This window comes from Enterobacter sp. UPMP2060 (genome assembly GCF_053709655.1).
Genome location: NZ_JBSKJQ010000002.1, coordinates 348439 through 370066, shown reverse-complemented (window position 1 = coordinate 370066; position 21628 = coordinate 348439). Strand labels below are relative to the sequence as shown.

Genomic DNA, 21628 nt, shown 5'->3' with positions numbered 1-21628 from the left:
AACGTTATGACAACTCGATTTCCCCTGATATTACTGCTTAATGTCGCCGGTCTGGCGCTTTTTTTCTCCTGGTATATCCCGGCGGATCATGGTTTCTGGTTCCCGCTGGATTCTGCCATTTTTCACTTCTTCAACCAGGAGCTGGTGAAGAGCAGCGCGTTCCTGTGGCTGGTGGCAATTACCAACAACCGCGCCTTCGACGGCTTCTCGCTGCTGGCCATGGGCTGCCTGATGCTCTCTTTCTGGCTGAAAGAGGATAAAGCCGGGCGTCGGCGTATTCTCATTATCGGTCTGGTGATGCTGCTGTTTGCCGTTGTCATTAACCAGCTGGCAACTGCGATTATTCCGGTTAAGCGTTCAAGCCCAACGCTATTCTTCACCGATATTTATCGCGTCAGCGAACTGCTGCATATTCCAACAAAAGATGCGTCGAAGGACAGTTTCCCCGGCGATCACGGCATGATGCTGCTTATTTTTTCCGCAATTATGCTTCGCTATTTCGGCAGAAAAGCCTTTGCCATAGCCCTGATTATTTTTGTGGTTTTTGCCTTCCCGCGCGTAATGATTGGCGCTCACTGGTTTACCGATATTGCCGTCGGTTCGCTCTCCGTGGCGCTGATTGCGCTGCCGTGGTGTTTGATGACCCCACTGAGCGACAGGATAATAGCGCTGTTCGATCGCTATCTTCCCGGAAGAGCGCAACAACAATTAAACAAATAACTAACCTAAATTAACGTGAGCTATCAGGGATCGACATGATCCCTGATAGCGTTCTCGCCGCGATCTTTCCCCACTGTCATATTCTCGTCATCATATTCATGATAAAAATGAAGCAATTGCATACTGGCGCAGCGGATCCGTCGCTATTTTGAGCAATTCTATGTTTTTACTTTCTGTATCACATTTTCTTATAAAAAAAAGGCTTTTTTTTCTCGCAATACCCCAGGCAATCGGTTAATCTCGAACTCGTTTTGCCCCATAGAGATAATTATTTCACTGGCGAATAATTTTGTGCGCTGTGCCACAAATGTGACCAGAAAGAATTGTCTCAATGTGAACAGATAATTAGTCTCGTCACGTTTGGCATTTTTATAACGATATTTGTCGTTAAGGACTTCAAGGGATAATAAACAAAATGGTCAAATCTCAACCGTTTCTGAGATATATCTTACGGGGGATCCCGGCGATAGCAGTCGCGGTACTGTTGTCTGCATGTAGTACATCGAACACCGCAAAGAATATGCATCCTGAGACGCGTGTTGTGGGAATGGAAGATTCCTCGTCACTGCAAGCCTCTCAGGATGAATTTGAAAATATGGTACGTAATCTGGACGTGAAGTCCCGCATTATGGACCAGTATGCTGACTGGAAAGGCGTGCGCTATCGCCTTGGCGGCAGCACAAAAACAGGTATTGATTGTTCCGGTTTTGTACAGCGTACGTTCCGTGAGCAATTTGGGTTAGATCTTCCGCGTTCAACCTATGAACAGCAGGAGATGGGCAAGTCGATTTCACGTACCAAACTGCGCACCGGTGATTTAGTCCTGTTCCGTGCCGGTTCTACAGGTCGACATGTTGGCATCTACATTGGTAATGACCAGTTTGTACATGCCTCCACCAGCAGCGGTGTGACCATTTCCAGCATGAATGAACCGTACTGGAAGAAGCGCTACAACGAAGCACGCCGCGTACTGACCCGCAGTTAATATGACTATCGTATCGTTGGTTATCCCTTGGCTGGCGATATGATGAAAAAAAGCACTGCTTCGGCAGTGTTTTTTTTGCCCGTTACACTGAATACATCCAGCGGCATTTCAGGAATCACGACGTCTATGTTCACCCGCTATTTCTCCAGCAATCGCAAAATACTGATCCTCAGCATCATCACAGGCCTGATCGCCGCCCTGCTCCTGGGTTCGTTGCAATTTTTCTGGAGCTACCACAAGCGGGAAGTCAAATTCGACACCCTGATCCACGATGTGAGCATCTATATGGAGAGCTACTTCGATGAGTTAAAAAATTCTATCGATGTGCTCCAGCCGCTCACGTTAAACAACTGCCACGACGTCAATCAGGAACTTACCTCGCGCGCTGCCTTTAGCGTTAACGTTCGCGCATTCCTGCTGGTCAGAGACAAAATGGCGTTCTGCTCTTCTGCCACGGGGCCGATGAATGTCCCCATGGAGGAGCTAATCCCCGAGCTGCACATCGACAAACAGATTGATATGGCATTACTTCCCGGCACCCCGATGTTGCCCAACAAGCCCGCGATTGCCATCTGGTACCGTAACCCGCTAGTGAAGGACGGCGGCGTGTTTACCTCGGTGAATCTCAATCTGACGCCTTACCTGCTCTACACCGCGCGCCAGGACGAATTTGCCGGTATTGCCATCATTATTGGCGACCATGCGCTGTCAACGCGGTCCAGCAAGCTGGTGCTTGCGCATGATTTACATGAAACGCCGGCCCGTACCGCGACGCTGAAAGACGTCCCCCTGACCATCAACCTGTATGCTGACGCATGGACCAGCGATGAAATTCTCTACGCCCTGTTCTTCGGGCTGGTATGCGGCATTTGTGCCGGATCGCTCAACTACTATATCCTCAGCATTCGCCTCAACCCGGGTAAAGAGATTTTAAGCGCGATTAAGCGCGGTCAGTTTTATGTGGTTTATCAGCCCGTCGTCGATGCTAAATCGCTCCAGATGACCGGGCTTGAAGTGCTGATGCGCTGGAAACACCCGACGATGGGGGAAATTCCGCCGGACGCGTTTATCAATTTTGCCGAAGCGCAGAAGCTGATTGTCCCGCTGACGCTGCATCTGTTTGACCTTATCATTCACGATGCCCCCGTGTTACAAACCCTGTTACCTCCGGGAGCAAAAGTGGGCATCAACATTGCGCCGGGGCATCTGCATGCGGAAAGCTTCAAAGACGATATGCGCACCTTCAAAGCGCTACTGCCGCAGGATTACTTCCAGATCGTGCTGGAAATTACCGAGCGCGACATGCTCAATCATCGGGAAGCCAATAGCCTTTTCGAATGGCTGCACAACGAAGGGTTTGAGATAGCTATTGATGATTTTGGCACCGGCCACAGCGCGCTGATTTATCTTGAGCATTTCACCATGGACTACCTCAAGATTGACCGCGGTTTTGTTAATGCGATTGGCACCGAGACCGTGACGTCGCCGGTGCTGGATGCCGTCCTGACGCTGGCAAGACGACTGAATATGTCGACCGTCGCCGAAGGGGTGGAAACGCCGGAACAGGCCGCCTGGCTGCGCGAACACGGCGTTAATTTCCTGCAGGGATACTGGATTAGCCGCCCGATGCCGCTGGCGCAGTTCCGCGAATGGCGGCCTGATATTTCGCCCGAGGGCGATTAATTTCACATTGCCCGTGACGTCACTTATTATTCAGCTTAACCGAGCCGGTCTGTAAAAGAGGGAGCCGCCGCGAGATGCTTATGCGCTTCATGTTGCTGATGTTGGCACTAACGAGCCTGTCCAGCCAGGCGCAGGCCATCAAAGAAAATATCGCCTTCGCGGTGATTGGCGAGCCGAAATATGCGGTCAATTTTACGCACTTCGATTACGTTAACCCTGCCGCGCCGAAGGGCGGAAAGGTCACGCTTTCCGCCACGGGAACATTCGACAACTTCAACCGCTTCGCCCTGCGCGGCGTGGCGGCCGCTCGGACGGAATCGCTTTACGATACGCTCTTCGTCACCTCGGATGATGAGCCCGGCAGCTATTATCCGCTGATTGCCGAGAACGTGCGTTACGCCGATAACTTCGCCTGGGCGGAAATTTCGCTGAATCCGCGAGCGCGTTTTCACGACGGTACGCCGGTGAAGGCCAGCGACGTGGCGTTCACCTTCCATAAATTCATGACCGAAGGCGTCCCCCAGTTCCGCATCGTGTATAAAGGGGCTTCCGTCAGAGCCATCGCGCCACTCACCGTGCGCATCGAGCTGAGCGAACCGAACAAAGAGAATATGCTCAGCCTGTTCTCGCTGCCGGTGATGCCTGAATCGTTCTGGAAAAATCATAAGCTAAGCGACCCGCTTTCCACGCCGCCGCTGGCAGGCGGCCCATACCGCATCACCGACTGGCGCATGGGGCAATATGTCGTTTACTCTCGCGTGAAAGACTACTGGGCAGCAGACCTGCCGGTAAACCGCGGGCGCTGGAATTTCGACACCCTTCGCTATGATTACTATCTCGACGATAACGTGGCGTTTGAAGCGTTCAAAGCCGGCGCCTTCGATTTACGTGTAGAAAGCAGCGCTAAAAACTGGGCGACCCGCTATATCGGCAAAAATTTCGCCAAAGGCTACATCGTCAAAGACGAGCACAAAAATGAGTCTGCCCAGGACACCCGCTGGCTGGCGTTTAATATTCAGCGTCCGGTATTCAATGACCGCCGGGTGCGCGAAGCCATTTCCCTGGCCTTTGATTTTGAGTGGATGAACAAAGCGCTGTTTTACGGGGCTTATAGCCGTGCCAACAGCTATTTCCAGAACACGGAATACGCCGCGCGCGATTACCCGAAAGCCGACGAGCTGGCACTGCTGGCGCCGCTGAAAGCGGAGCTGCCGCCGCAGGTGTTCACCACCGTGTTTCAGCCGCCCGCGTCGAACGGTGACGGTTACGACCGCGACAACCTGCTGAAAGCCAGCAAACTGCTGGATGACGCGGGCTGGCACCTGAAAAATCAAAAGCGTGTCGATGCCAAAACGGGTAAGCCTCTCAGCTTTGAGCTGCTGCTCTCGTCCGGGGGCAACGATCAGTGGGTACTGCCGTTTAAGCACAACCTTGAGCGGCTGGGCGTGACCATGAACATTCGCCAGGTCGATAACGCGCAGATCACCAGCCGCATGCGCAGCCGTGATTACGACATGATGCAGCGTCTGTGGCCCGCGCAGCCGTGGCCCAGCTCCGACCTGCAAATCTCCTGGGCCTCCAGCTACATTGACTCCTCATACAATGCGCCAGGTGTAAAAAGCCCGGCGATTGACGCGCTGATTGCGAAAATAGTGGCGGCGCAGGGGGATAAAGAAAAGCTCCTGCCGCTCGGGCGCGCCCTCGACAGGGTCTTAACCTGGAACTACTACATGCTGCCGATGTGGTATATGGGCGAAGATCGCCTGGCGCGCTGGGACAAGTTCTCCGTGCCTGCCGTGCGCCCTGTCTACTCCCTGGGCTTTGATACCTGGTGGTATGACGTTAACAAAGCCGCCAGACTTCCCGCTGAGCGGCGATAAGGAATCATCATGGGTGCCTATCTTCTCCGTCGTCTCCTGCTGGTCATCCCCACCCTGTGGGCCATCATCACGATTAACTTTTTTATCGTGCAAATCGCCCCCGGCGGCCCGGTCGATCAGGCGATTGCCGCCATTGAATTTGGCAACAGCGGCGGCATGCCCGGCGGCGGCGGTGAAGGGATGGGTGCGAGCCATGCGCGAACCGGCGTAGGGAATATCAGCGAAAGCCATTATCGCGGCGGACGCGGGCTGGATCCGGAAGTGATCGCCGAGATCACCCACCGCTACGGCTTTGACAAACCGATTCACGAGCGCTATTTCAAGATGCTCTGGGATTATATCCGCTTTGATTTTGGCGACAGCCTGTTTCGCAGTGCGTCAGTGTTAACGTTGATCAAGCAAAGCCTGCCGGTGTCGATAACGCTGGGGCTGTGGGGAACGCTGATTATCTATCTGGTCTCTATACCGCTCGGGATCCGCAAAGCGGTGTATAACGGCAGCCGGTTTGATATCTGGAGCAGCACGTTCATCATCATCGGCTACGCCATCCCGGCGTTTCTGTTTGCCGTCCTGCTGATTGTCTTTTTTGCCGGGGGAAGCTATTTCGACCTCTTCCCGCTGCGGGGGCTGGTCTCCGCCGATTTTAGCTCCCTGCCGTGGTATCAGAAAATCACCGACTATCTCTGGCATATCACGCTGCCGGTGCTGGCCACGGTCATTGGCGGGTTTGCGGCCCTGACCATGTTGACCAAAAACGCCTTTCTCGATGAAATTCGTAAGCAGTACGTTGTCACGGCCCGCGCCAAGGGCGTGAGCGAGAAACAGATCATGTGGAAACACGTGTTCCGCAACGCCATGCTGCTGGTGATCGCCGGATTTCCGGCCACGTTCATCGGCATGTTTTTTACCGGCTCGCTGCTGATAGAGGTGATGTTCTCGCTCAACGGCCTGGGGCTGCTGGGCTATGAGGCTACCGTGTCGCGCGATTATCCGGTGATGTTTGGCACACTCTATATTTTCACCCTGATTGGCCTGCTGCTGAATATCATCAGTGATATCAGCTATACGCTGGTCGATCCCCGAATCGATTTTGAGGGCCGCTGATGCCGCGTTTAAGCCCCGTCAACCAGGCCCGCTGGGCCCGCTTTCGCCACAACCGCCGCGGCTACTGGTCGCTGTGGATTTTTGCCGTGCTGTTTGCCTTAAGCATGTGTTCGGAGCTGATCGCCAACGACAAGCCGCTGCTGGTGCATTTTAACGACCGCTGGTACGTGCCGGTTATCGCCAGTTACAGCGAAAGCGACTTTGGCGGCCCGTTTGCAACACCGGCGGAGTATCAGGATCCGTGGCTTCGCCAGCAGATTGAGCAGCACGGCTGGGCGCTCTGGGCGCCGGTACGCTTTGGCGCAAACAGCATTAACTTCGCCACCACGACGCCCTTCCCTTCCCCGCCCTCCGCGCAAAACTGGCTGGGAACGGATGCTAACGGCGGGGACGTGCTGGCGCGCATCCTGAATGGCACGCGAATTTCTCTTCTCTTTGGGCTGATGCTGACGATCTTCTCCAGCGTAATGGGCGTCGTGGCGGGCGCCGTTCAGGGCTACTACGGCGGGAAAATTGACCTGTGGGGTCAGCGGGTTATTGAAGTCTGGTCAGGCATGCCAACGCTGTTTCTGATCATCCTGCTTTCCAGCGTGGTGCAGCCTGGCTTCTGGTGGCTGTTGGGCATCACCGTCCTGTTCGGCTGGATGGCGCTGGTGGGCGTGGTGCGCGCGGAGTTCCTGCGCACCCGCAATTTCGACTACATTCGCGCCGCGCAGGCGCTTGGCGTGAGCGACCGGGGGATCATCTTCCGCCACATGCTGCCCAACGCGGTCGTGGCAACGCTCACCTTCCTGCCGTTTATTCTGTGCAGCTCGATCACCACCCTCACCTCGCTGGATTTTCTTGGTTTCGGGCTACCGCTGGGTTCCCCGTCGCTCGGCGAACTGCTGCTGCAGGGCAAAAACAACCTGCAGGCGCCGTGGTTAGGCATCGCCGCCTTTCTTTCCGTGGCCGTGCTGCTGTCGCTGCTGATTTTTATTGGCGAAGCCGTGCGCGATGCCTTCGATCCGAACAAGGCGGTATAAAATGACCCAGCCTCTTCTCAGTATTGATAACCTGTCGATTGCTTTTTCTAAGCAGGACGAGACGCGCACCGTGGTCACCGACCTGTCGCTGCAGATCCAGCCCGGTGAAACGCTGGCCCTGGTGGGCGAGTCGGGTTCAGGCAAGAGCGTCTCAGCACTCTCCATCCTGCGGCTGCTGCCTTCTCCGCCGGTGAGCTACCCGCAAGGGGATATTCTGTTTCACGGCAGCTCGCTGCTGCATGCCGACGAACATACCCTGCGCGGTATTCGCGGCAACAAAATCGCGATGATCTTCCAGGAGCCGATGGTTTCCCTCAACCCGCTGCACAGCCTCGAGAAACAGCTCTATGAAGTGCTCTCCCTGCACCGGGGGATGCGCAAAGAGGCCGCGCGGGGAGAAATTCTGGATTGTCTGGAACGAACGGGCATACGCAACGCGGCCAAACGGCTGAATGATTTTCCGCATCAGCTCTCCGGCGGCGAACGCCAGCGCGTGATGATCGCTATGGCCCTGCTCACGCGACCCGAGCTGTTGATTGCCGACGAGCCCACAACGGCGCTGGACGTGACGGTACAGGCGCAAATATTGACGCTGCTGCGGGAACTGCGTGACGAGCTGAACATGAGCCTGCTGTTTATCACGCACAACCTGAGTATTGTGAGAAAGCTGGCCGACTGCGTCGCGGTGATGCAAAACGGACGATGCGTTGAACAGAATAGCGCGTCCACGCTGCTGAGCGCGCCGCAGCACCCCTATACGCAGCGTTTGCTCGACAGCGAACCCTCCGGAGACCCGGTTCCCCTCAAGACGGACAGCACACCGCTGCTGCGCGTTGAGGATTTGTCCGTCTCGTTCCCGATCCGCAAAGGTATTCTGCGGCGCATCGTCGACCAGAATCCGGTGCTGAAAAACATCCGCTTCTCGCTGCGCCCGGGAGAATCCCTGGGGCTGGTGGGCGAATCCGGTTCGGGCAAAAGCACCACCGGTCTGGCGCTGCTGCGCTTAATTGCCTCGCAGGGCGAGATCCTCTTTGACGATATGCCGCTGCACCGCTGGAACCGCCGTCAGATGCTGCCCGTGCGGCCCCGCATGCAGGTGGTGTTTCAGGATCCCAACTCCTCGCTTAACCCGCGGCTCAGCGTGTTACAGATTATCGAGGAGGGTCTGCGCGTGCATCAGCCCGGCCTGAGCGCTCAGCAGCGAGAGCAGGAAGTTATGCGGGTGATGGCCGAAGTGGGCTTAGATGCCGGGACGCGCCACCGCTATCCGGCTGAATTCTCCGGCGGGCAGCGCCAGCGTATCGCCATTGCCCGCGCGCTGATCCTGAAGCCGGAGCTGATTATTCTGGATGAACCGACGTCGTCGCTGGACAGAACCGTTCAGGCGCAGATCCTGGCGCTGCTGAAAGGGCTTCAGGAAAAACACCGGCTGGCCTATATCTTTATCAGCCACGATCTACAGGTGGTGCGGGCGCTATGCCATCAGGTGATTGTGTTGCGACAGGGAGAAGTGGTCGAGCAGGGAGAGTGCCAGCGCGTATTTAGCGCGCCAACGCAGCGCTACACGCGCCAGCTGTTGTCGGCAGACTAGCGGTCAGAACGGGTACTGGCCGGAGAAAGGCTCCGCGATGGCAACGCCAAAATTCTTCAGACGGCAGGTGGCGGCAAACTCGTCCTGGCTCTTCACGAACAGGCACGGCTCACCTTCACACTCCAGCACGGAGCTGTCCACTTCGATATCCGTCAGGGCCTGACTGAGACGCTCCATCACCCGCCATGCATTTTCGTCGCCCGGGCTCAGCAGCTTGAGTGCCACCAGGCAGTTTTCACAGCCCGCGACGCTTTGCGGAATCGGTTCAACTTTCGAACCTGCAAAACCCGCCGACCAGCGATAGCTCTGGGGCAAGCGATGGACAATGGAGAGTTGTAATGTATTCACGTTCGTTCCCCGGAAGCAAAATTTACTTCACAATTTATTTACATTTATAGTAACACATCATCGCCAGCCTGCACTATTCAGCGCTTTTTTATCGATATCCAGGCTCGCGTCGGCGCTATATGTACCCGTTTCTGCGATCTAACTCAACCTTTTTGAATACAATGATGTGACTTTTTACACAAATAGATTTTACATAAAATAAACAAACACGGAATAAACGAACGGGGGTTTGGTTGATATGCATCAACAAAAAAGGCCCTGTCGGGCCTTCTCTGTATTTTAGTGGGCCGCTTTTCGCGGTCGACTGGCGTAAAGATAGAAGAGTATCGAGCTGGTTGCGCAAAAAGCCATCGCCCACAGCATGGGCCATGCTGTCGTAAAGGTGGCCATTGAAAGCAACGCCCCAACGATAGCGCCAATACCGAAGCGGAACGTCCCCGCCAGGGAAGAGGCGGTACCCGCCATATGCGGAAACTCATCCAGGATCACCGCCATCGCATTAGATGACACCATCGACACGCAGCCGACAAAGGCCGCTACGCCGACCACCAGCGCCCAGAAGCCCACGCCCAGAAACGCGCTCACCACCAGCCAGATAGCCATCACAAACTGGATCCACAGCCCGGCGCGGAACATGTTCAGCGCCCCCACCCGCCGGACAAAACGGCTGTTGATGATGGTCATGATGAACAGGAAGACGATGTTAAGCGCGAAATAGTAGCCGAAGTGCTGCGGCGAAACGTGGTTCAGCTCGATGTAGACAAACGGCCCGGCGCTCAGGAAGGAGAACATCCCGGCGAAGCTGAACCCGCTTGCCAGCATGTAGCTGAGCACGCGCTTGTGGCGAAACAGCGAGGCAAAGTTGCCTATTGTGGTTCGGATGTGGAATTTCTGACGGCGCTCGACGGGAAGCGTTTCATCAATAAAGAAGAAGATCATCGCCGAGGCCAGCAGCGCGGCCAGGGCCAGGATCCAGAAAATCACATGCCAGCTAAACCACACCAGCACCGCGCCACCGGCCATCGGGGCCACCAGCGGCGCAATCGTCGTCACCAGCATCACGAACGACATCATGCGGGAGAACTCTTCTTTCGGGTAAATATCGCGCATCAGGGCGTTAATCACCACGCTTGCCGCAGCCGCCGCCAGACCGTGGAAGAAGCGCATGATAATCAGATGATCGATGGTCTGCGCCAGCGCACAGGCCACCGCTGCGGCTGAAAAGACCAGCGTCCCGCCCAGAATAACGGGCTTGCGTCCAAGACTGTCCGCCATCGGGCCATAAAACAGCTGGCCGAGGGCAAAGCCGAGAATATAGGTGCTGAGCGTCATCTGCGCGCTGCCCGCCGGAACGCCAAACTGCGCGGAAATCACCGGCAGCGCAGGCAGGTACATATCAATAGACAGCGGCATCAGCATGGCCAGCAGGCCAAGAATGAAGACGATTTTGAACGACGAGTGTGGCCTGGTGGTCACAGAGCTCTCCTGAAATTAGTGCGAAGGCAGACCGACGCTGGCGATCTCTTCTTCCGTTAACGGGCGATATTCGCCTGGCGCCAGGTCGGGATCGAGTTCGATCGCACCAATCCGCTCACGATGCAGGCCAACAACGTGGTTCCCCACTGCGGCAAACATACGTTTCACCTGATGGTAGCGCCCTTCGCTGATGGTCAGACGGACCTCCGTCGGCGCGATCACCTCAAGCACGGCGGGTTTGGTCAGATCTTTTTCATTATGCAGCTGAACGCCTTTCGTGAATTGCTCTGCCGTGTCATCCGACACCGGCGACTCCAGCGTGACCAGATAGGTTTTCTCGCAGTGGTGACGCGGGGAAGTAATGCGATGCGACCACTGCCCGTCGTCGGTCATCAGCACCAGACCCGTGGTGTCGATGTCGAGGCGGCCTGCGGCGTGCAGCTTGTGCGCCACCGGTTCGTCGAGGAAATAGAGCACCGTCGGGTGATCGGGATCGTCCGTTGAGCAGACGTAGCCTTCCGGCTTATTGAGCATGAAGTAGCGCGGACCGTGCTGCTGGGTCAGCGGATTGCCGTCATACTCCACCTGATGGTCAGGTTGCAGTTTGAACGCGCTGTCTCTCACAATGTCGCCATCCACGGTAACGCGGCTGGCGCGAATTTCGCGCCCGGCAATAGCGCGGCTTACGCCGAGTTGCTGAGCGATAAACTTATCAAGTCGCATGAAATCTTTTTAGCCTTAATGGTGCTGGAAGTCGGACAACAGGTCCGAAAAAAGAAGCAGTCTGGAACGGTTCAGTATAATGGTCTGGTTGCGCCACTCAAGGGAAAAAGTTTCGTGGCATACTATCTATACCCTAAATAATTCGAGTTGCATGAAGGCGGCAAAGGAGTGAATCCCCGGGAGCTTACATAAGTAAGTGACCGGGGTGAACGAGTGCAGCCAACGCACAGGCAACTTGAAGTATGACGGGTATATGTGCGGAATAACGAAACCGAGACCCCATGACTTTTACACTTCGTCCCTATCAGCAGGAAGCCGTTGACGCCACCCTCGCCTGGTTCCGTAAACACCGCGAGCCGGCGGCGATTGTGCTCCCGACCGGCGCAGGCAAAAGCCTGGTCATCGCCGAACTGGCGCGTCTGGCCCGTGGTCGCGTGCTGGTGCTGGCACACGTCAAAGAGCTCGTCGCGCAAAACCATGCCAAGTATTGTGCGCTTGGGCTGGAAGCCGATATTTTCGCCGCCGGGCTAAAGCGCAAAGAGAGCCACGGCAAAGTGGTCTTCGGCAGCGTGCAGTCGGTGGCGCGCAATCTGGAGCTATTTCGCAGCGAATTTTCGCTGCTGATTGTTGACGAGTGTCACCGCATCAGCGATGACGACGACAGCCAGTATCAGCAAATCCTGGCTCACCTGAAAGCGGTGAACCCTCACCTGCGCCTGCTGGGCCTGACGGCGACCCCGTTTCGCCTGGGGAAAGGCTGGATCTATCGCTACCATTATCACGGCATGGTGCGCGGCGATGAGAAGGCCCTGTTTAGCGACTGCATCTACGAACTTCCGCTGCGCTACATGATTAAACACGGCTACCTGACGCCGCCTGAACGGCTGGATATGCCGGTGGTGCAGTACGATTTCAGCCGTTTGCAGGCGCAGAGCAACGGCTTATTCAGCGAAGCGGATCTCAACCAGGAGCTGAAAAAGCAGAAGCGTATTACGCCGCATATCATCAGCCAGATTGAGGAGTTCGCCGCGACGCGCAAAGGGGTAATGATCTTTGCCGCTACGGTTGAGCACGCGCGAGAGATCACCGGGTTACTGCCCGCCGGCGACGCGGCGTTAATCACCGGCGAGACCCCCGGCCCGGAGCGCGACGGCCTGATTGACGCCTTTAAAGCCCAGCAGTTCCACTATCTGGTAAACGTGTCGGTACTGACCACCGGCTTTGACGCCCCGCACGTCGACCTGATCGCCATTTTGCGCCCGACCGAATCGGTCAGTCTGTATCAGCAAATTGTTGGCCGCGGCCTGCGCCTGGCCCCGGGAAAAACCGACTGCCTGATTCTGGATTATGCCGGTAACCCGCACGATCTCTATACGCCTGAGGTCGGCGCGCCAAAAGGGAAAAGCGACAACGTGCCCGTGCAGGTCTTTTGCCCTGCCTGCGGGTTTGCCAACACCTTCTGGGGAAAAACCACCGCCGACGGTACGCTGCTCGAACACTTTGGCCGCCGCTGTCAGGGCTGGTTTGAAGATGATGACGGGCATCGCGAGCAGTGCGATTTCCGCTTCCGGTTCAAAAACTGCCCGCAGTGCAACGCCGAAAACGATATTGCCGCCCGCCGCTGCCGGGAATGCGACACGGTGCTGGTTGACCCGGACGACATGCTGAAAGCGGCGCTAAAGCTGAAAGATGCCCTGGTGCTGCGCTGTTCCGGCATGGCACTGCAGCCCGGCGCCGATGAAAAAGGCGAGTGGCTGAAAATCACCTATTACGACGAAGACGGGGCGGACGTCAGCGAGCGCTTCCGCGTCCAGACGCCTGCCCAGCGAATGGCCTTCGAACAGCTGTTTATCCGCCCGCATACCCGCACGCCGGGCGTGCCCCTGCGCTGGATAACCGTAGCAGATATCGTGCGTCAGCAGGTGTTATTGCGCCATCCGGATTTTGTCGTCGCCCGTAAGAAAGGCCAGTTCTGGCAGGTGCGCGAGAAGCTCTTTGACTACGAAGGTCGCTTCCGTCGCGCCAACGAATTGCGCGGTTAGCGGGACTTTTCATTGATGTGAGGGGCATTTGAGTATAAAATGCCGCCCGCTTCACATCCGTGAGGCAGAACACTCACCTGCTGCTGGGTCGCCTGTAGTAGGGTTTTAAATACAGAGAGAAATCAATGTTCACTATCGAAGCAGAAGTACGTAACGTGCAGGGTAAGGGTGCGAGCCGCCGCCTGCGTAACGCTAACAAGTTCCCGGCTATCGTTTACGGTGGCGAAGCTGCTCCAGTTGCAATCGAACTGGATCACGACAAACTGTGGAACCTGCAGACCAAAGCTGAATTCTACAGCGAAGTTCTGACCATCGTTGTTGGCGGTAAAGAAGAAAAAGTGAAAGTTCAGGCTGTTCAGCGTCACGCGTTCAAGCCAAAACTGACTCACATCGACTTCGTTCGCGCGTAATCGCAAACTCGTCGAAAAAAACCCCGCTTCTGCGGGGTTTTTTTATGGCTGTTATTTCCCACCCGAGGTGCGGCGCTGAAGCTGATCGCGCAGGTTCGGCGGCGTACCTTTAATGGTCAGCGTATCGGTGGCCGGATCCCAGAAGATGCGTTCACCCAGCAACATCGCGTCAAAGTTGATGGTTAACCCACCGCCGCTGCCGGCAAACTTGGTTAACTGACGCAGCGTACTGCGATCCGCCGGGAAGCTCTCTTCAAGCTCATAGCCTTTTTCCGCGGTGAATTCCTGGAAGCTGACTTCGCTGACGCCCGCCAGCTCTTTTGACAGCGACTCCAGCTCGATCTCCTCCCCTGCCTGCAGCTGTTCGTTGCAGTAGCTGTAAACCTGCTGGCGCACGGTCTGGCGCTCAGATTTATCGAGCTGCGCTTCAGCCGTGAAGTCGTCAACCGCCTGGAGCAGCCCTTTGTTCTGCGCTTTGGCGTTAAGACCTTCGCTGGCACCGAGGAAATCCATAAAGAAATCCGCCACTTTGCGGCCCACGCGCCCTTTCAGGAAAGTCAGGTAGCGGGTCGACTCCGGGTTGGTTTCCCATTCGGTCAAATCAATACGCGCCACGATATCCGCATGGTTGATATCCAGATAATGCGTTGAGCTGATATCCAGCTGCTCGTTCACGCGCATGCTGCTTAAGTTATTCAGCACGGTAACCAGCAGATACTCGACCGCCAGGTAGCGATAGTGGCAGAACAGCACGATCCCGCCGTCGGCGAACGGATATTTCGCCAGCTCGTCGCGCAGACGCCCTGTTGCGGCGCGGCTAAACGCCAGGAAATCCTCTTCGCCCTGACGCTGCAGGCGCAGGCTATCGGCCAGTTCACTCTCTTCGCTGAACAGGCCATAGGCTTTATTTTTGGCACTGTAGACGCGATGCAGCTCTGCCATCATCTCCACCACGGTCGCCGTGGGTTCCAGTAACGAATCGCGCAGCACCACTTCAAGGGTTTGCTCATCACGCTTGATAAGCTGGTGCAAGGCAATCTGGTTGATTTCCAGACTCATGATAAACTCTCCTTTTAGACCGGGCGGTATTCAACCACCACCAGGACATGTGTGCAACAACAGATAAAAAAGGGGAAAAAAAGCTGTTGCTACGGTAATATGTTGCCCTTTCATCAACAAACTGATTTTGATTTATGCCACAACATTCCCGCTACAGTGATGAACACGTTGAACAACTGCTCAGTGAGCTGGTCAACGTACTGGAAAAACATAAAACGCCGACCGATCTCTCCCTGATGGTTTTGGGAAATATGGTCACCAACCTGATTAACACCAGCGTTGCTCCGGCTCAGCGTCAGGCGATCGCAAAATCGTTCGCCCAGGCTTTACAGTCGTCCGTCAGCAACGACCCGGCCCATTAAGGGATACGAACAACAGTTTATGGTGACGAATCGTCAGCGCTACCGTGAAAAAGTCTCCCAGATGGTCAGCTGGGGGCACTGGTTTGCCCTGTTCAACATTCTGCTGGCGACGGTCATTGGCTGTCGTTATCTGTTTGTCGCAGACTGGCCAACAACGCTAACCGGGCGTATCTACTCCTGGATAAGCGTTGTCGGTCACTTTAGCTTTTTGGTTTTCGCCACCTATCTGCTGATCCTGTTCCCCCTGACGTTTATCGTCATGTCGCAGCGTCTGATGCGGTTCTTGTCCGCCATCCTTGCGACGGTGGGGATGACGCTGCTGCTTATCGACAGTGAAGTGTTCACCCGCTTCCACCTGCACCTCAACCCCATCGTCTGGGAACTGGTGATTAACCCCGACCAGAACGAAACGGCCCGTGACTGGCAGCTGATGTTTATCAGCGTCCCGGTGATCCTGCTGATTGAGATGCTGTTCGCCACCTGGAGCTGGCAAAAGCTCCGCAGTCTGACCCGGCGACGCCATTATGCGAAGCCCGTCGCCGCGCTCTTTTTCGTCTCCTTTATCAGTTCGCACATCATGTATATCTGGGCGGATGCGAACTTCTATCGCCCGATTACCATGCAGCGCGCGAACCTGCCGCTCTCGTACCCGATGACGGCCCGTCGCTTCCTCGAGAAACACGGTCTGCTTGATGCGCAAGAGTACCAGCGCCGTCTTATCGAGCAGGGCAACCCGGAAGCTGTCAGCGTTCAGTATCCTCTGAGCGACCTGAACTACCGCGATATGGGGCGCGGGCAAAACGTCCTGCTGATCACCGTCGATGGCCTGAACTATTCTCGTTTCGAGAAGCAGATGCCTGCGCTGGCCGCTTTCGCGAGTCAGAACGTCTCGTTTACTCAGCATATGAGCTCCGGTAACACAACCGATGCGGGCATCTTTGGCCTCTTCTATGGCATTTCAGCCGGCTACATGGACGGCGTACTGTCTACCCGCACGCCTGCGGCGCTGATCACCGGGCTGAATCAGCAAGGCTATCAGCTAGGGTTGTTCTCCTCCGATAGCTTTAACAGCCCGCTCTACCGCCAGGCGCTGCTGTCCGATTTCTCACTGCCGACGGCACAAAATCAGTCCGACGCGCAGACCGCCAGCCAGTGGATAAACTGGCTGCAGCGCTACGCCCAGGAAGATAACCGCTGGTTCTCATGGGTTGCCTTTAACGGCACAACGCTTGCCAACAGCAATAAGAGTGACTTTGCGCGCCGCTACGGTCGCGCGGCTGGCGATGTTGATGCGCAGATAGGCCGCGTGCTTGACGCGCTTCGCGAGTCGGGCAAGCTGGACAATACCGTGGTGATCGTGACCGCGGGCCATGGCATCCCGCTAGGTGACGAGACGAAGAGTATGAGCTGGTCTCGCCCGAATCTGCAGGTTCCGCTGGTGATCCACTGGCCAGGCACCCCGGCGCAGCGCATCAATATGCTCACCGAGCATAAAGATGTGATGACCACCCTGATGCAACGCCTGCTGCACGTCAGCACGCCAGCAAACGAGTATTCGCAGGGGCAGGATCTCTTCAGCGCCGCGCGCCGCCACAGCTGGGTGACGGCGGCGGGGAATAATACGCTGGTGGTGACCACGCCGAAGCTGACGCTGGTGCTGAACAGCAACGGGAATTATCAGACGTATAATCTGCAGGGCGAACGGTTGAAAAACCAGAAACCGCAGCTGAGCCTGCTGCTGCAGGTCCTGACGGATGAGAAGCGCTTCATCGCTAACTGATTAATAATAAACCAGTTAGCGACAGATTCCCTTGCATTCAAAACGGAATCGAGTAGTATTCTTTTTATGCGTCGGCACGTAGCGCAGCCTGGTAGCGCACCGTCATGGGGTGTCGGGGGTCGGAGGTTCAAATCCTCTCGTGCCGACCAAAAACATATTGAAAACCAGCCTGATGGCTGGTTTTTTTATTTCGCCTCGTCCGGCGTTTTGCGCAGATACACAAGCGTAGTCAGACAAATCACCGCTCCGGCATAAAACGTATATTCCGCGCCAAACGTTTCCCATATCGCGCCGGCTCCCACGCTGGCGATTAACAATCCTAAGCCGCTGACCAGACTAAAAATACCGAAAGCCGTACCGCGCAGATCGGGCGGTGCGGTTTTAGCGATCATTGCCGCCAGTAGTCCCTGGGTCATACCCATATGTATTCCCCAAAGCGCGACGCCTAAAATGACCCCCATCCAGTGGCTGCTCAGCGCCAGAACAACATCTGCACCAATCAGCACCATTAGCCCCCACTGCAGAAGCCGGGTGTGGCTCATGCCATCAGAAAGTTTGCCAAAAGGGTATGCGGAAAGGGAATAGAGTACGTTCATGACCACCATCACCAGCGGAATAAGGGCCAGAGGAACGCCCGACTGCTGCGCACGAAGGACGAGAAAAGCCTCGCTAAACCGGGCAAGCGTGAACACTGCACCAAGGCCAATCACCCACCAGCACGCTTTACCCAGCCGCCTTAAATTCTCTCGTTTAATGGGATTAGTACGTTTATGTTCGAGGGGAGTTTTCGGCTCCTGAAGGCCAAAATAGAGCAAGGCAACTGAAAGCAGACCGGGGATAAGGGCTATCCAGAAAACAGTGCGAAAGTCGTTGTCCAGCAATAGCATTAAGCTTACGGCCAGTAATGGGCCAAGAAATGCGCCTGTGGTATCCATTGACTGACGCAGACCATATGCCGCACCACGCATTTCCGGCGGCGTGACGTCTGCAACCAGTGCATCCCGCGGTGCGCCCCGTATCCCCTTCCCCGTACGATCTATCAGACGTGCGCCTAAAACCATCCCGGAAGAGGACGCTAATGCGAAAAGGGGTTTGCTTAACGCCCCCAGGCCATACCCTAGCAGGGCCAGCCCCTTACGTTGACCCAGGTAGTCGCTTATCGCCCCCGAAAAGACCTTAATAAAAAGCGCGGTGGCCTCCGCCAGCCCTTCAATCAGGCCGATAAACAGCACGCTCGTACCGAGGGTGGTCATCATAAAAAGTGGCAGCAGGCTGTGAATACTCTCTGACGAGATATCCATCAACATACTGACGCCTCCTACAACCCAGACGCCTTTGGGGATCTGGCTGAGCACTGGAAATCTGGAACGCATCTACCGCTCCTGCTTTAAAAACAGTTGCCTGAATGCTTACAGGATAGGATATCGCGGATTAAAAAAACCTGAGGAGAGTGGGATGAGACCATAAAAAAAGCCATCCGGCAGGATGGCTTAGTTATCGCAGGTCGACGCTTAATGCTTCTCACGTCCGCCCAGGAAGAAAATGCCCAGCGGGATGGCCAGCAGAACGGTGAACACGAGGCTGTAGACGAAGATCATCGCCGACTGCAGGACATACATGCTAGTTGTCCAGGCTGAGAGGGGGATATTGTATTGTTCGATAACGCCAACAATGGTTGCCCGCCCCACGCACGCGGCGGCAATCATAAATACGACCAGCAGCGCCAGGAGGAACTTGCGGCCTTCAGGCGTTTTCAGTTTTGCACGAACCATCTCTCTTCCCTTTTACAGATGAATAACAATATATAGGGTCTAAAATAACACGAACTGGCACCTGACTCCACACCAGCATAAACAACCACTAAACAGGTAAATTAAAAGCGCATAACGCTACCCATAGTGAAAATGTAAGTAAATAACACCAATCATTCATCGTTGTTATGTTAACCTGCGCAAGATCGTTTTGACATAAAGGAATGACAATGAAAAACGCACCTAAATTTGCCATCGCCCTCATCGCCGCCGCGTGCGTCAGCAGCAGCGCTTTCGCCAGCGAAACCCCAAAACAGCAGCCGCTGGAAAAAGTGGCTCCGTACCCGCAGTCAGACAAAGGGATGAAGCGTCAGGTGATTCAGCTGCCGGTTCAGCAGGATGAAGCGAACTTTAAAGTGGAGCTGTTAATTGGCAAGACGCTGGAAGTGGACTGCAACCAGCACCGTCTGGGCGGTCAGCTGGAAAGCAAAACCCTGGAAGGCTGGGGTTACGACTATTACGTCTTTGACAAAGTGACCTCTCCGGTTTCCACCATGATGGCCTGCCCGGACGGCAAGAAAGAGAAGAAATTTGTAACGGCGTATCTGGGCGACAACAGTCTGTTGCGCTACAACAGCAAGCTGCCGATCGTGGTCTATACGCCTGAAAACGTGGAAGTGAAGTATCGCATCTGGAAGGCTGATGAGAACATCGGACAAGCCGTAGTACGTTAAAAATAAGTCGGGTGGCGGCTTCGCCTTACCCGACCCGGAAAGGGTGCGCTCTGGCGCCCTCACCCCACCCCTCTCCCACTGGGAGAGGGAGAAAACACTAAAAACGGTAACGGATGTTACCGTTTTGCTTTTATCTTACAGCGCGATATCCGCAACCGGTTTGTTTTCCGGCTGAGGCTTCAGCTCCGCTTTTGGCGCCGCATCCGCAGCCTGTGGCTTGATGTACTGCAGCTGCAGTACGCGGCTGGTGTATTCCAGCTCCTGCTCCGTCGCGCTCACGTTGCCGTTCAGCTTCGTGCCGTAGGATGGAATAATGGTTTTCAGCTTCGCCTGCCATTCCGGGCTGGCGACTTTGTCTTTAAACACTTTTTCCATCAGGTGCAGCATGATTGGCGCAGCGGTAGACGCGCCCGGCGACGCACCCAGCAGCGCGGCGATGGTGCCATCCTTATCGCTTACCACTTCGGTACCCAGACGCAGCACGCCACCCTCTTTCGGATCGCGCTTGATGATCTGTACGCGCTGACCCGCCTGCCACAGACGCCAGTCTTCTTTTTTCGCCTGCGGATAGTACTCTTTCAGCGCCTCGAAACGGTCGTCGTCAGAGAGCATCACCTGGCTAATCAGGTATTTCACCAGGTCGAAGTTATCCAGACCCACGTCCATCATCGGCTTGACGTTAGAGGTGGTCGTGGCGCTGAGCAGATCCCACAGGGAGCCATTTTTCAGGAACTTGGTGGAGAAGGTCGCGAACGGCCCAAACAGCACCACGCGTTTGCCGTCAAGCATACGGGTGTCGATATGCGGAACAGACATCGGCGGTGCGCCAACAGAAGCCTGGCCGTACACTTTTGCCAGATGACGATTCACCACTTCCGGGTTATCGGACACCAGGAACTGGCCGCCCACCGGGAAGCCCGCGTAGTCGTCCGCTTCCGGAATACCGGACTCCTGCAGCAGCTTCAGCGCCGCGCCGCCCGCACCGATAAAGACAAACTTCGCCTTGATGACGTGCTCGGCTTCGTTGTTTTTCAGATCGGCGACGGTCACGCTCCAGCTGTTATCCGCGTTGCGCTTGAAACCGCGCACTTCGGTGCTGAGCTGCAGGTTGAAGTTCTCTTTTTTCTTCAGAGACGTCACCAGCTGACGGGTAATTTCGCCGTAGTTAACGTCGGTACCAATTTCGGTACGGGTTGCCGCCACTTTCTGGTTCGGGTCACGACCTTCCATGACCAGCGGAGCCCACTCTTTAATCTGCGCGTGGTCTTCAGAGTATTTCATCCCGCGGAACAGCGTGCTCTGCTGCAGAGCGGCGTAGCGCGCGCGCAGGAAGTTAACGTTCTGCTCACCCCACACAAAGCTCATGTGCGGCACGGTGTTGATGAAGGAGTGCGGGTCGTGCATCACGCCGCTGTTGACCTGATGAGACCAGAACTGGCGAGAAACCTGGAATGCTTCGTTGATCTCTACCGCCTTCTCGATACTAATGGAACCGTCCTTTTTCTGCGGCGTATAGTTCAGTTCCATGAGTGCCGAATGGCCGGTACCGGCGTTATTCCATCCGTTTGAACTCTCCTGCGCCACGCCATCAAGGCGCTCGACCATGGTCATAGACCAGTCCGGCTGCAGTTCTTGCAGATAGGTTCCCAGCGTGGCGCTCATGATACCGCCACCAATTAAAAGGACGTCCGTTTCCTGCTCTTTTGGTGCGTCAGCTTTCGCCGCCATGGAGACGGTGTTAAGCCCCACGGCCAGAGAAAAGAGCATGGCAGTCATTTTTTTCATAATTTATGCCTTAGTGTAAAAGTGCTTGATGCGTGGAAATTGCAGGTGAAAAAAGCTGCGGGGGCACGGTAACAACTTTTAAATATTGTTTAAAGGTTACGAAATTATTGTAATTGTGAAATTTAATGATGGATTGTTTGTGAGGAATTATCGATGCGTCTGGTAAAGCG

19 protein-coding genes and 1 tRNA gene are annotated in these 21628 nt (G+C 55.5%); 13 read left to right on the top strand and 7 right to left on the bottom strand.

The window, feature by feature from the left end; genetic code table 11:
• Positions 1-6: 6 nt before the first annotated feature.
• From ACWKXN_RS07180 to yejF, 7 genes are all read left to right on the top strand, one after another.
• Entirely contained in the window at positions 7-720 is a 714-nt protein-coding gene (locus tag ACWKXN_RS07180; RefSeq protein WP_166670502.1) for a phosphatase PAP2 family protein, read from the top strand.
• A gap of 415 nt (positions 721-1135) precedes the next feature.
• Positions 1136-1705: a bifunctional murein DD-endopeptidase/murein LD-carboxypeptidase gene (mepS, locus tag ACWKXN_RS07175; protein ID WP_008500946.1), complete on the top strand. Its 570-nt coding sequence runs from the start codon at positions 1136-1138 to the stop codon at positions 1703-1705.
• 126 nt (positions 1706-1831) lie between these two features.
• Positions 1832-3388: a cyclic di-GMP phosphodiesterase gene (locus tag ACWKXN_RS07170; RefSeq protein ID WP_047060558.1), complete on the top strand. Its 1557-nt coding sequence runs from the start codon at positions 1832-1834 to the stop codon at positions 3386-3388.
• Positions 3389-3462: 74 nt separating this feature from the next.
• Positions 3463-5268, top strand: a complete 1806-nt coding sequence (locus tag ACWKXN_RS07165; RefSeq protein WP_039263176.1) for an extracellular solute-binding protein — start codon at positions 3463-3465, stop codon at positions 5266-5268.
• Between the two features lie 9 nt (positions 5269-5277).
• Positions 5278-6372 (top strand): microcin C ABC transporter permease YejB, encoded by a 1095-nt coding sequence (locus ACWKXN_RS07160; protein WP_024908182.1) that lies wholly within the window; start codon positions 5278-5280, stop codon positions 6370-6372.
• Complete coding sequence (locus ACWKXN_RS07155; protein WP_454543557.1) at positions 6372-7397, top strand: ABC transporter permease; 1026 nt, start codon at positions 6372-6374, stop codon at positions 7395-7397. The genes ACWKXN_RS07160 and ACWKXN_RS07155 overlap by 1 nt, the downstream gene beginning before the upstream one ends.
• A gap of 1 nt (position 7398) precedes the next feature.
• Complete coding sequence (gene yejF / locus ACWKXN_RS07150) at positions 7399-8988, top strand: microcin C ABC transporter ATP-binding protein YejF (protein ID WP_454543556.1); 1590 nt, start codon at positions 7399-7401, stop codon at positions 8986-8988.
• Between the two features lie 3 nt (positions 8989-8991).
• On the opposite strand, the gene ACWKXN_RS07145 is transcribed toward yejF, so the two are convergent.
• The 3 genes from ACWKXN_RS07145 to rsuA all read right to left on the bottom strand — a co-directional run bounded on the left by ACWKXN_RS07145 (position 8992) and on the right by rsuA (position 11535).
• Positions 8992-9336 carry a YejG family protein gene (locus ACWKXN_RS07145; RefSeq protein WP_454543555.1) on the bottom strand — a complete coding sequence of 115 codons (345 nt, stop codon included), beginning with the start codon at positions 9334-9336 and terminating at the stop codon, positions 8992-8994.
• Positions 9337-9615: 279 nt separating this feature from the next.
• On the bottom strand, positions 9616-10812 hold the full coding sequence (locus tag ACWKXN_RS07140) for a Bcr/CflA family multidrug efflux MFS transporter (protein WP_454543554.1): 1197 nt from the start codon (positions 10810-10812) through the stop codon (positions 9616-9618).
• A 15-nt stretch (positions 10813-10827) separates the two neighbouring features.
• Positions 10828-11535, bottom strand: coding sequence for a 16S rRNA pseudouridine(516) synthase RsuA (gene rsuA, locus ACWKXN_RS07135; protein WP_045354252.1), 708 nt, complete (start codon positions 11533-11535; stop codon positions 10828-10830).
• Positions 11536-11816: 281 nt separating this feature from the next.
• On the opposite strand from rsuA, the gene ACWKXN_RS07130 reads away from it, so the two are divergent.
• On the top strand, positions 11817-13577 hold the full coding sequence (locus tag ACWKXN_RS07130; protein WP_454543553.1) for a DEAD/DEAH box helicase: 1761 nt from the start codon (positions 11817-11819) through the stop codon (positions 13575-13577).
• Between the two features lie 125 nt (positions 13578-13702).
• On the top strand, positions 13703-13987 hold the full coding sequence (rplY, locus tag ACWKXN_RS07125; protein WP_023312497.1) for a 50S ribosomal protein L25: 285 nt from the start codon (positions 13703-13705) through the stop codon (positions 13985-13987).
• Between the two features lie 51 nt (positions 13988-14038).
• On the opposite strand, the gene yejK is transcribed toward rplY, so the two are convergent.
• Positions 14039-15046 carry a nucleoid-associated protein YejK gene (gene yejK, locus ACWKXN_RS07120; protein ID WP_008500957.1) on the bottom strand — a complete coding sequence of 336 codons (1008 nt, stop codon included), beginning with the start codon at positions 15044-15046 and terminating at the stop codon, positions 14039-14041.
• Between the two features lie 134 nt (positions 15047-15180).
• On the opposite strand from yejK, the gene ACWKXN_RS07115 reads away from it, so the two are divergent.
• The 3 genes from ACWKXN_RS07115 (at position 15181) to ACWKXN_RS07105 (ending at position 17337) form a co-directional block, all read left to right on the top strand.
• Entirely contained in the window at positions 15181-15408 is a 228-nt protein-coding gene (locus ACWKXN_RS07115) for a YejL family protein (protein ID WP_008500958.1), read from the top strand.
• 19 nt (positions 15409-15427) lie between these two features.
• On the top strand, positions 15428-17188 hold the full coding sequence (gene yejM / locus ACWKXN_RS07110; protein ID WP_454543552.1) for an LPS biosynthesis-modulating metalloenzyme YejM: 1761 nt from the start codon (positions 15428-15430) through the stop codon (positions 17186-17188).
• A gap of 72 nt (positions 17189-17260) precedes the next feature.
• Positions 17261-17337, top strand: a tRNA-Pro gene (locus ACWKXN_RS07105).
• Between the two features lie 36 nt (positions 17338-17373).
• Here ACWKXN_RS07105 and ACWKXN_RS07100 read toward each other — a convergent pair.
• Together ACWKXN_RS07100 and ACWKXN_RS07095 are read right to left on the bottom strand one after the other, a co-directional pair.
• Positions 17374-18561, bottom strand: a complete 1188-nt coding sequence (locus ACWKXN_RS07100; protein WP_454543551.1) for an MFS transporter — start codon at positions 18559-18561, stop codon at positions 17374-17376.
• Positions 18562-18699: 138 nt separating this feature from the next.
• On the bottom strand, positions 18700-18960 hold the full coding sequence (locus tag ACWKXN_RS07095; protein WP_008500962.1) for a DUF2534 family protein: 261 nt from the start codon (positions 18958-18960) through the stop codon (positions 18700-18702).
• A 209-nt stretch (positions 18961-19169) separates the two neighbouring features.
• Here ACWKXN_RS07095 and eco point away from each other — a divergent pair, with 209 nt between their 5' ends.
• Positions 19170-19673, top strand: coding sequence for a serine protease inhibitor ecotin (eco, locus tag ACWKXN_RS07090; RefSeq protein ID WP_454543550.1), 504 nt, complete (start codon positions 19170-19172; stop codon positions 19671-19673).
• Between the two features lie 135 nt (positions 19674-19808).
• On the opposite strand, the gene mqo is transcribed toward eco, so the two are convergent.
• Positions 19809-21458 carry a malate dehydrogenase (quinone) gene (mqo, locus tag ACWKXN_RS07085; RefSeq protein ID WP_032646585.1) on the bottom strand — a complete coding sequence of 550 codons (1650 nt, stop codon included), beginning with the start codon at positions 21456-21458 and terminating at the stop codon, positions 19809-19811.
• Between the last annotated feature and the right edge of the window lie 170 nt (positions 21459-21628).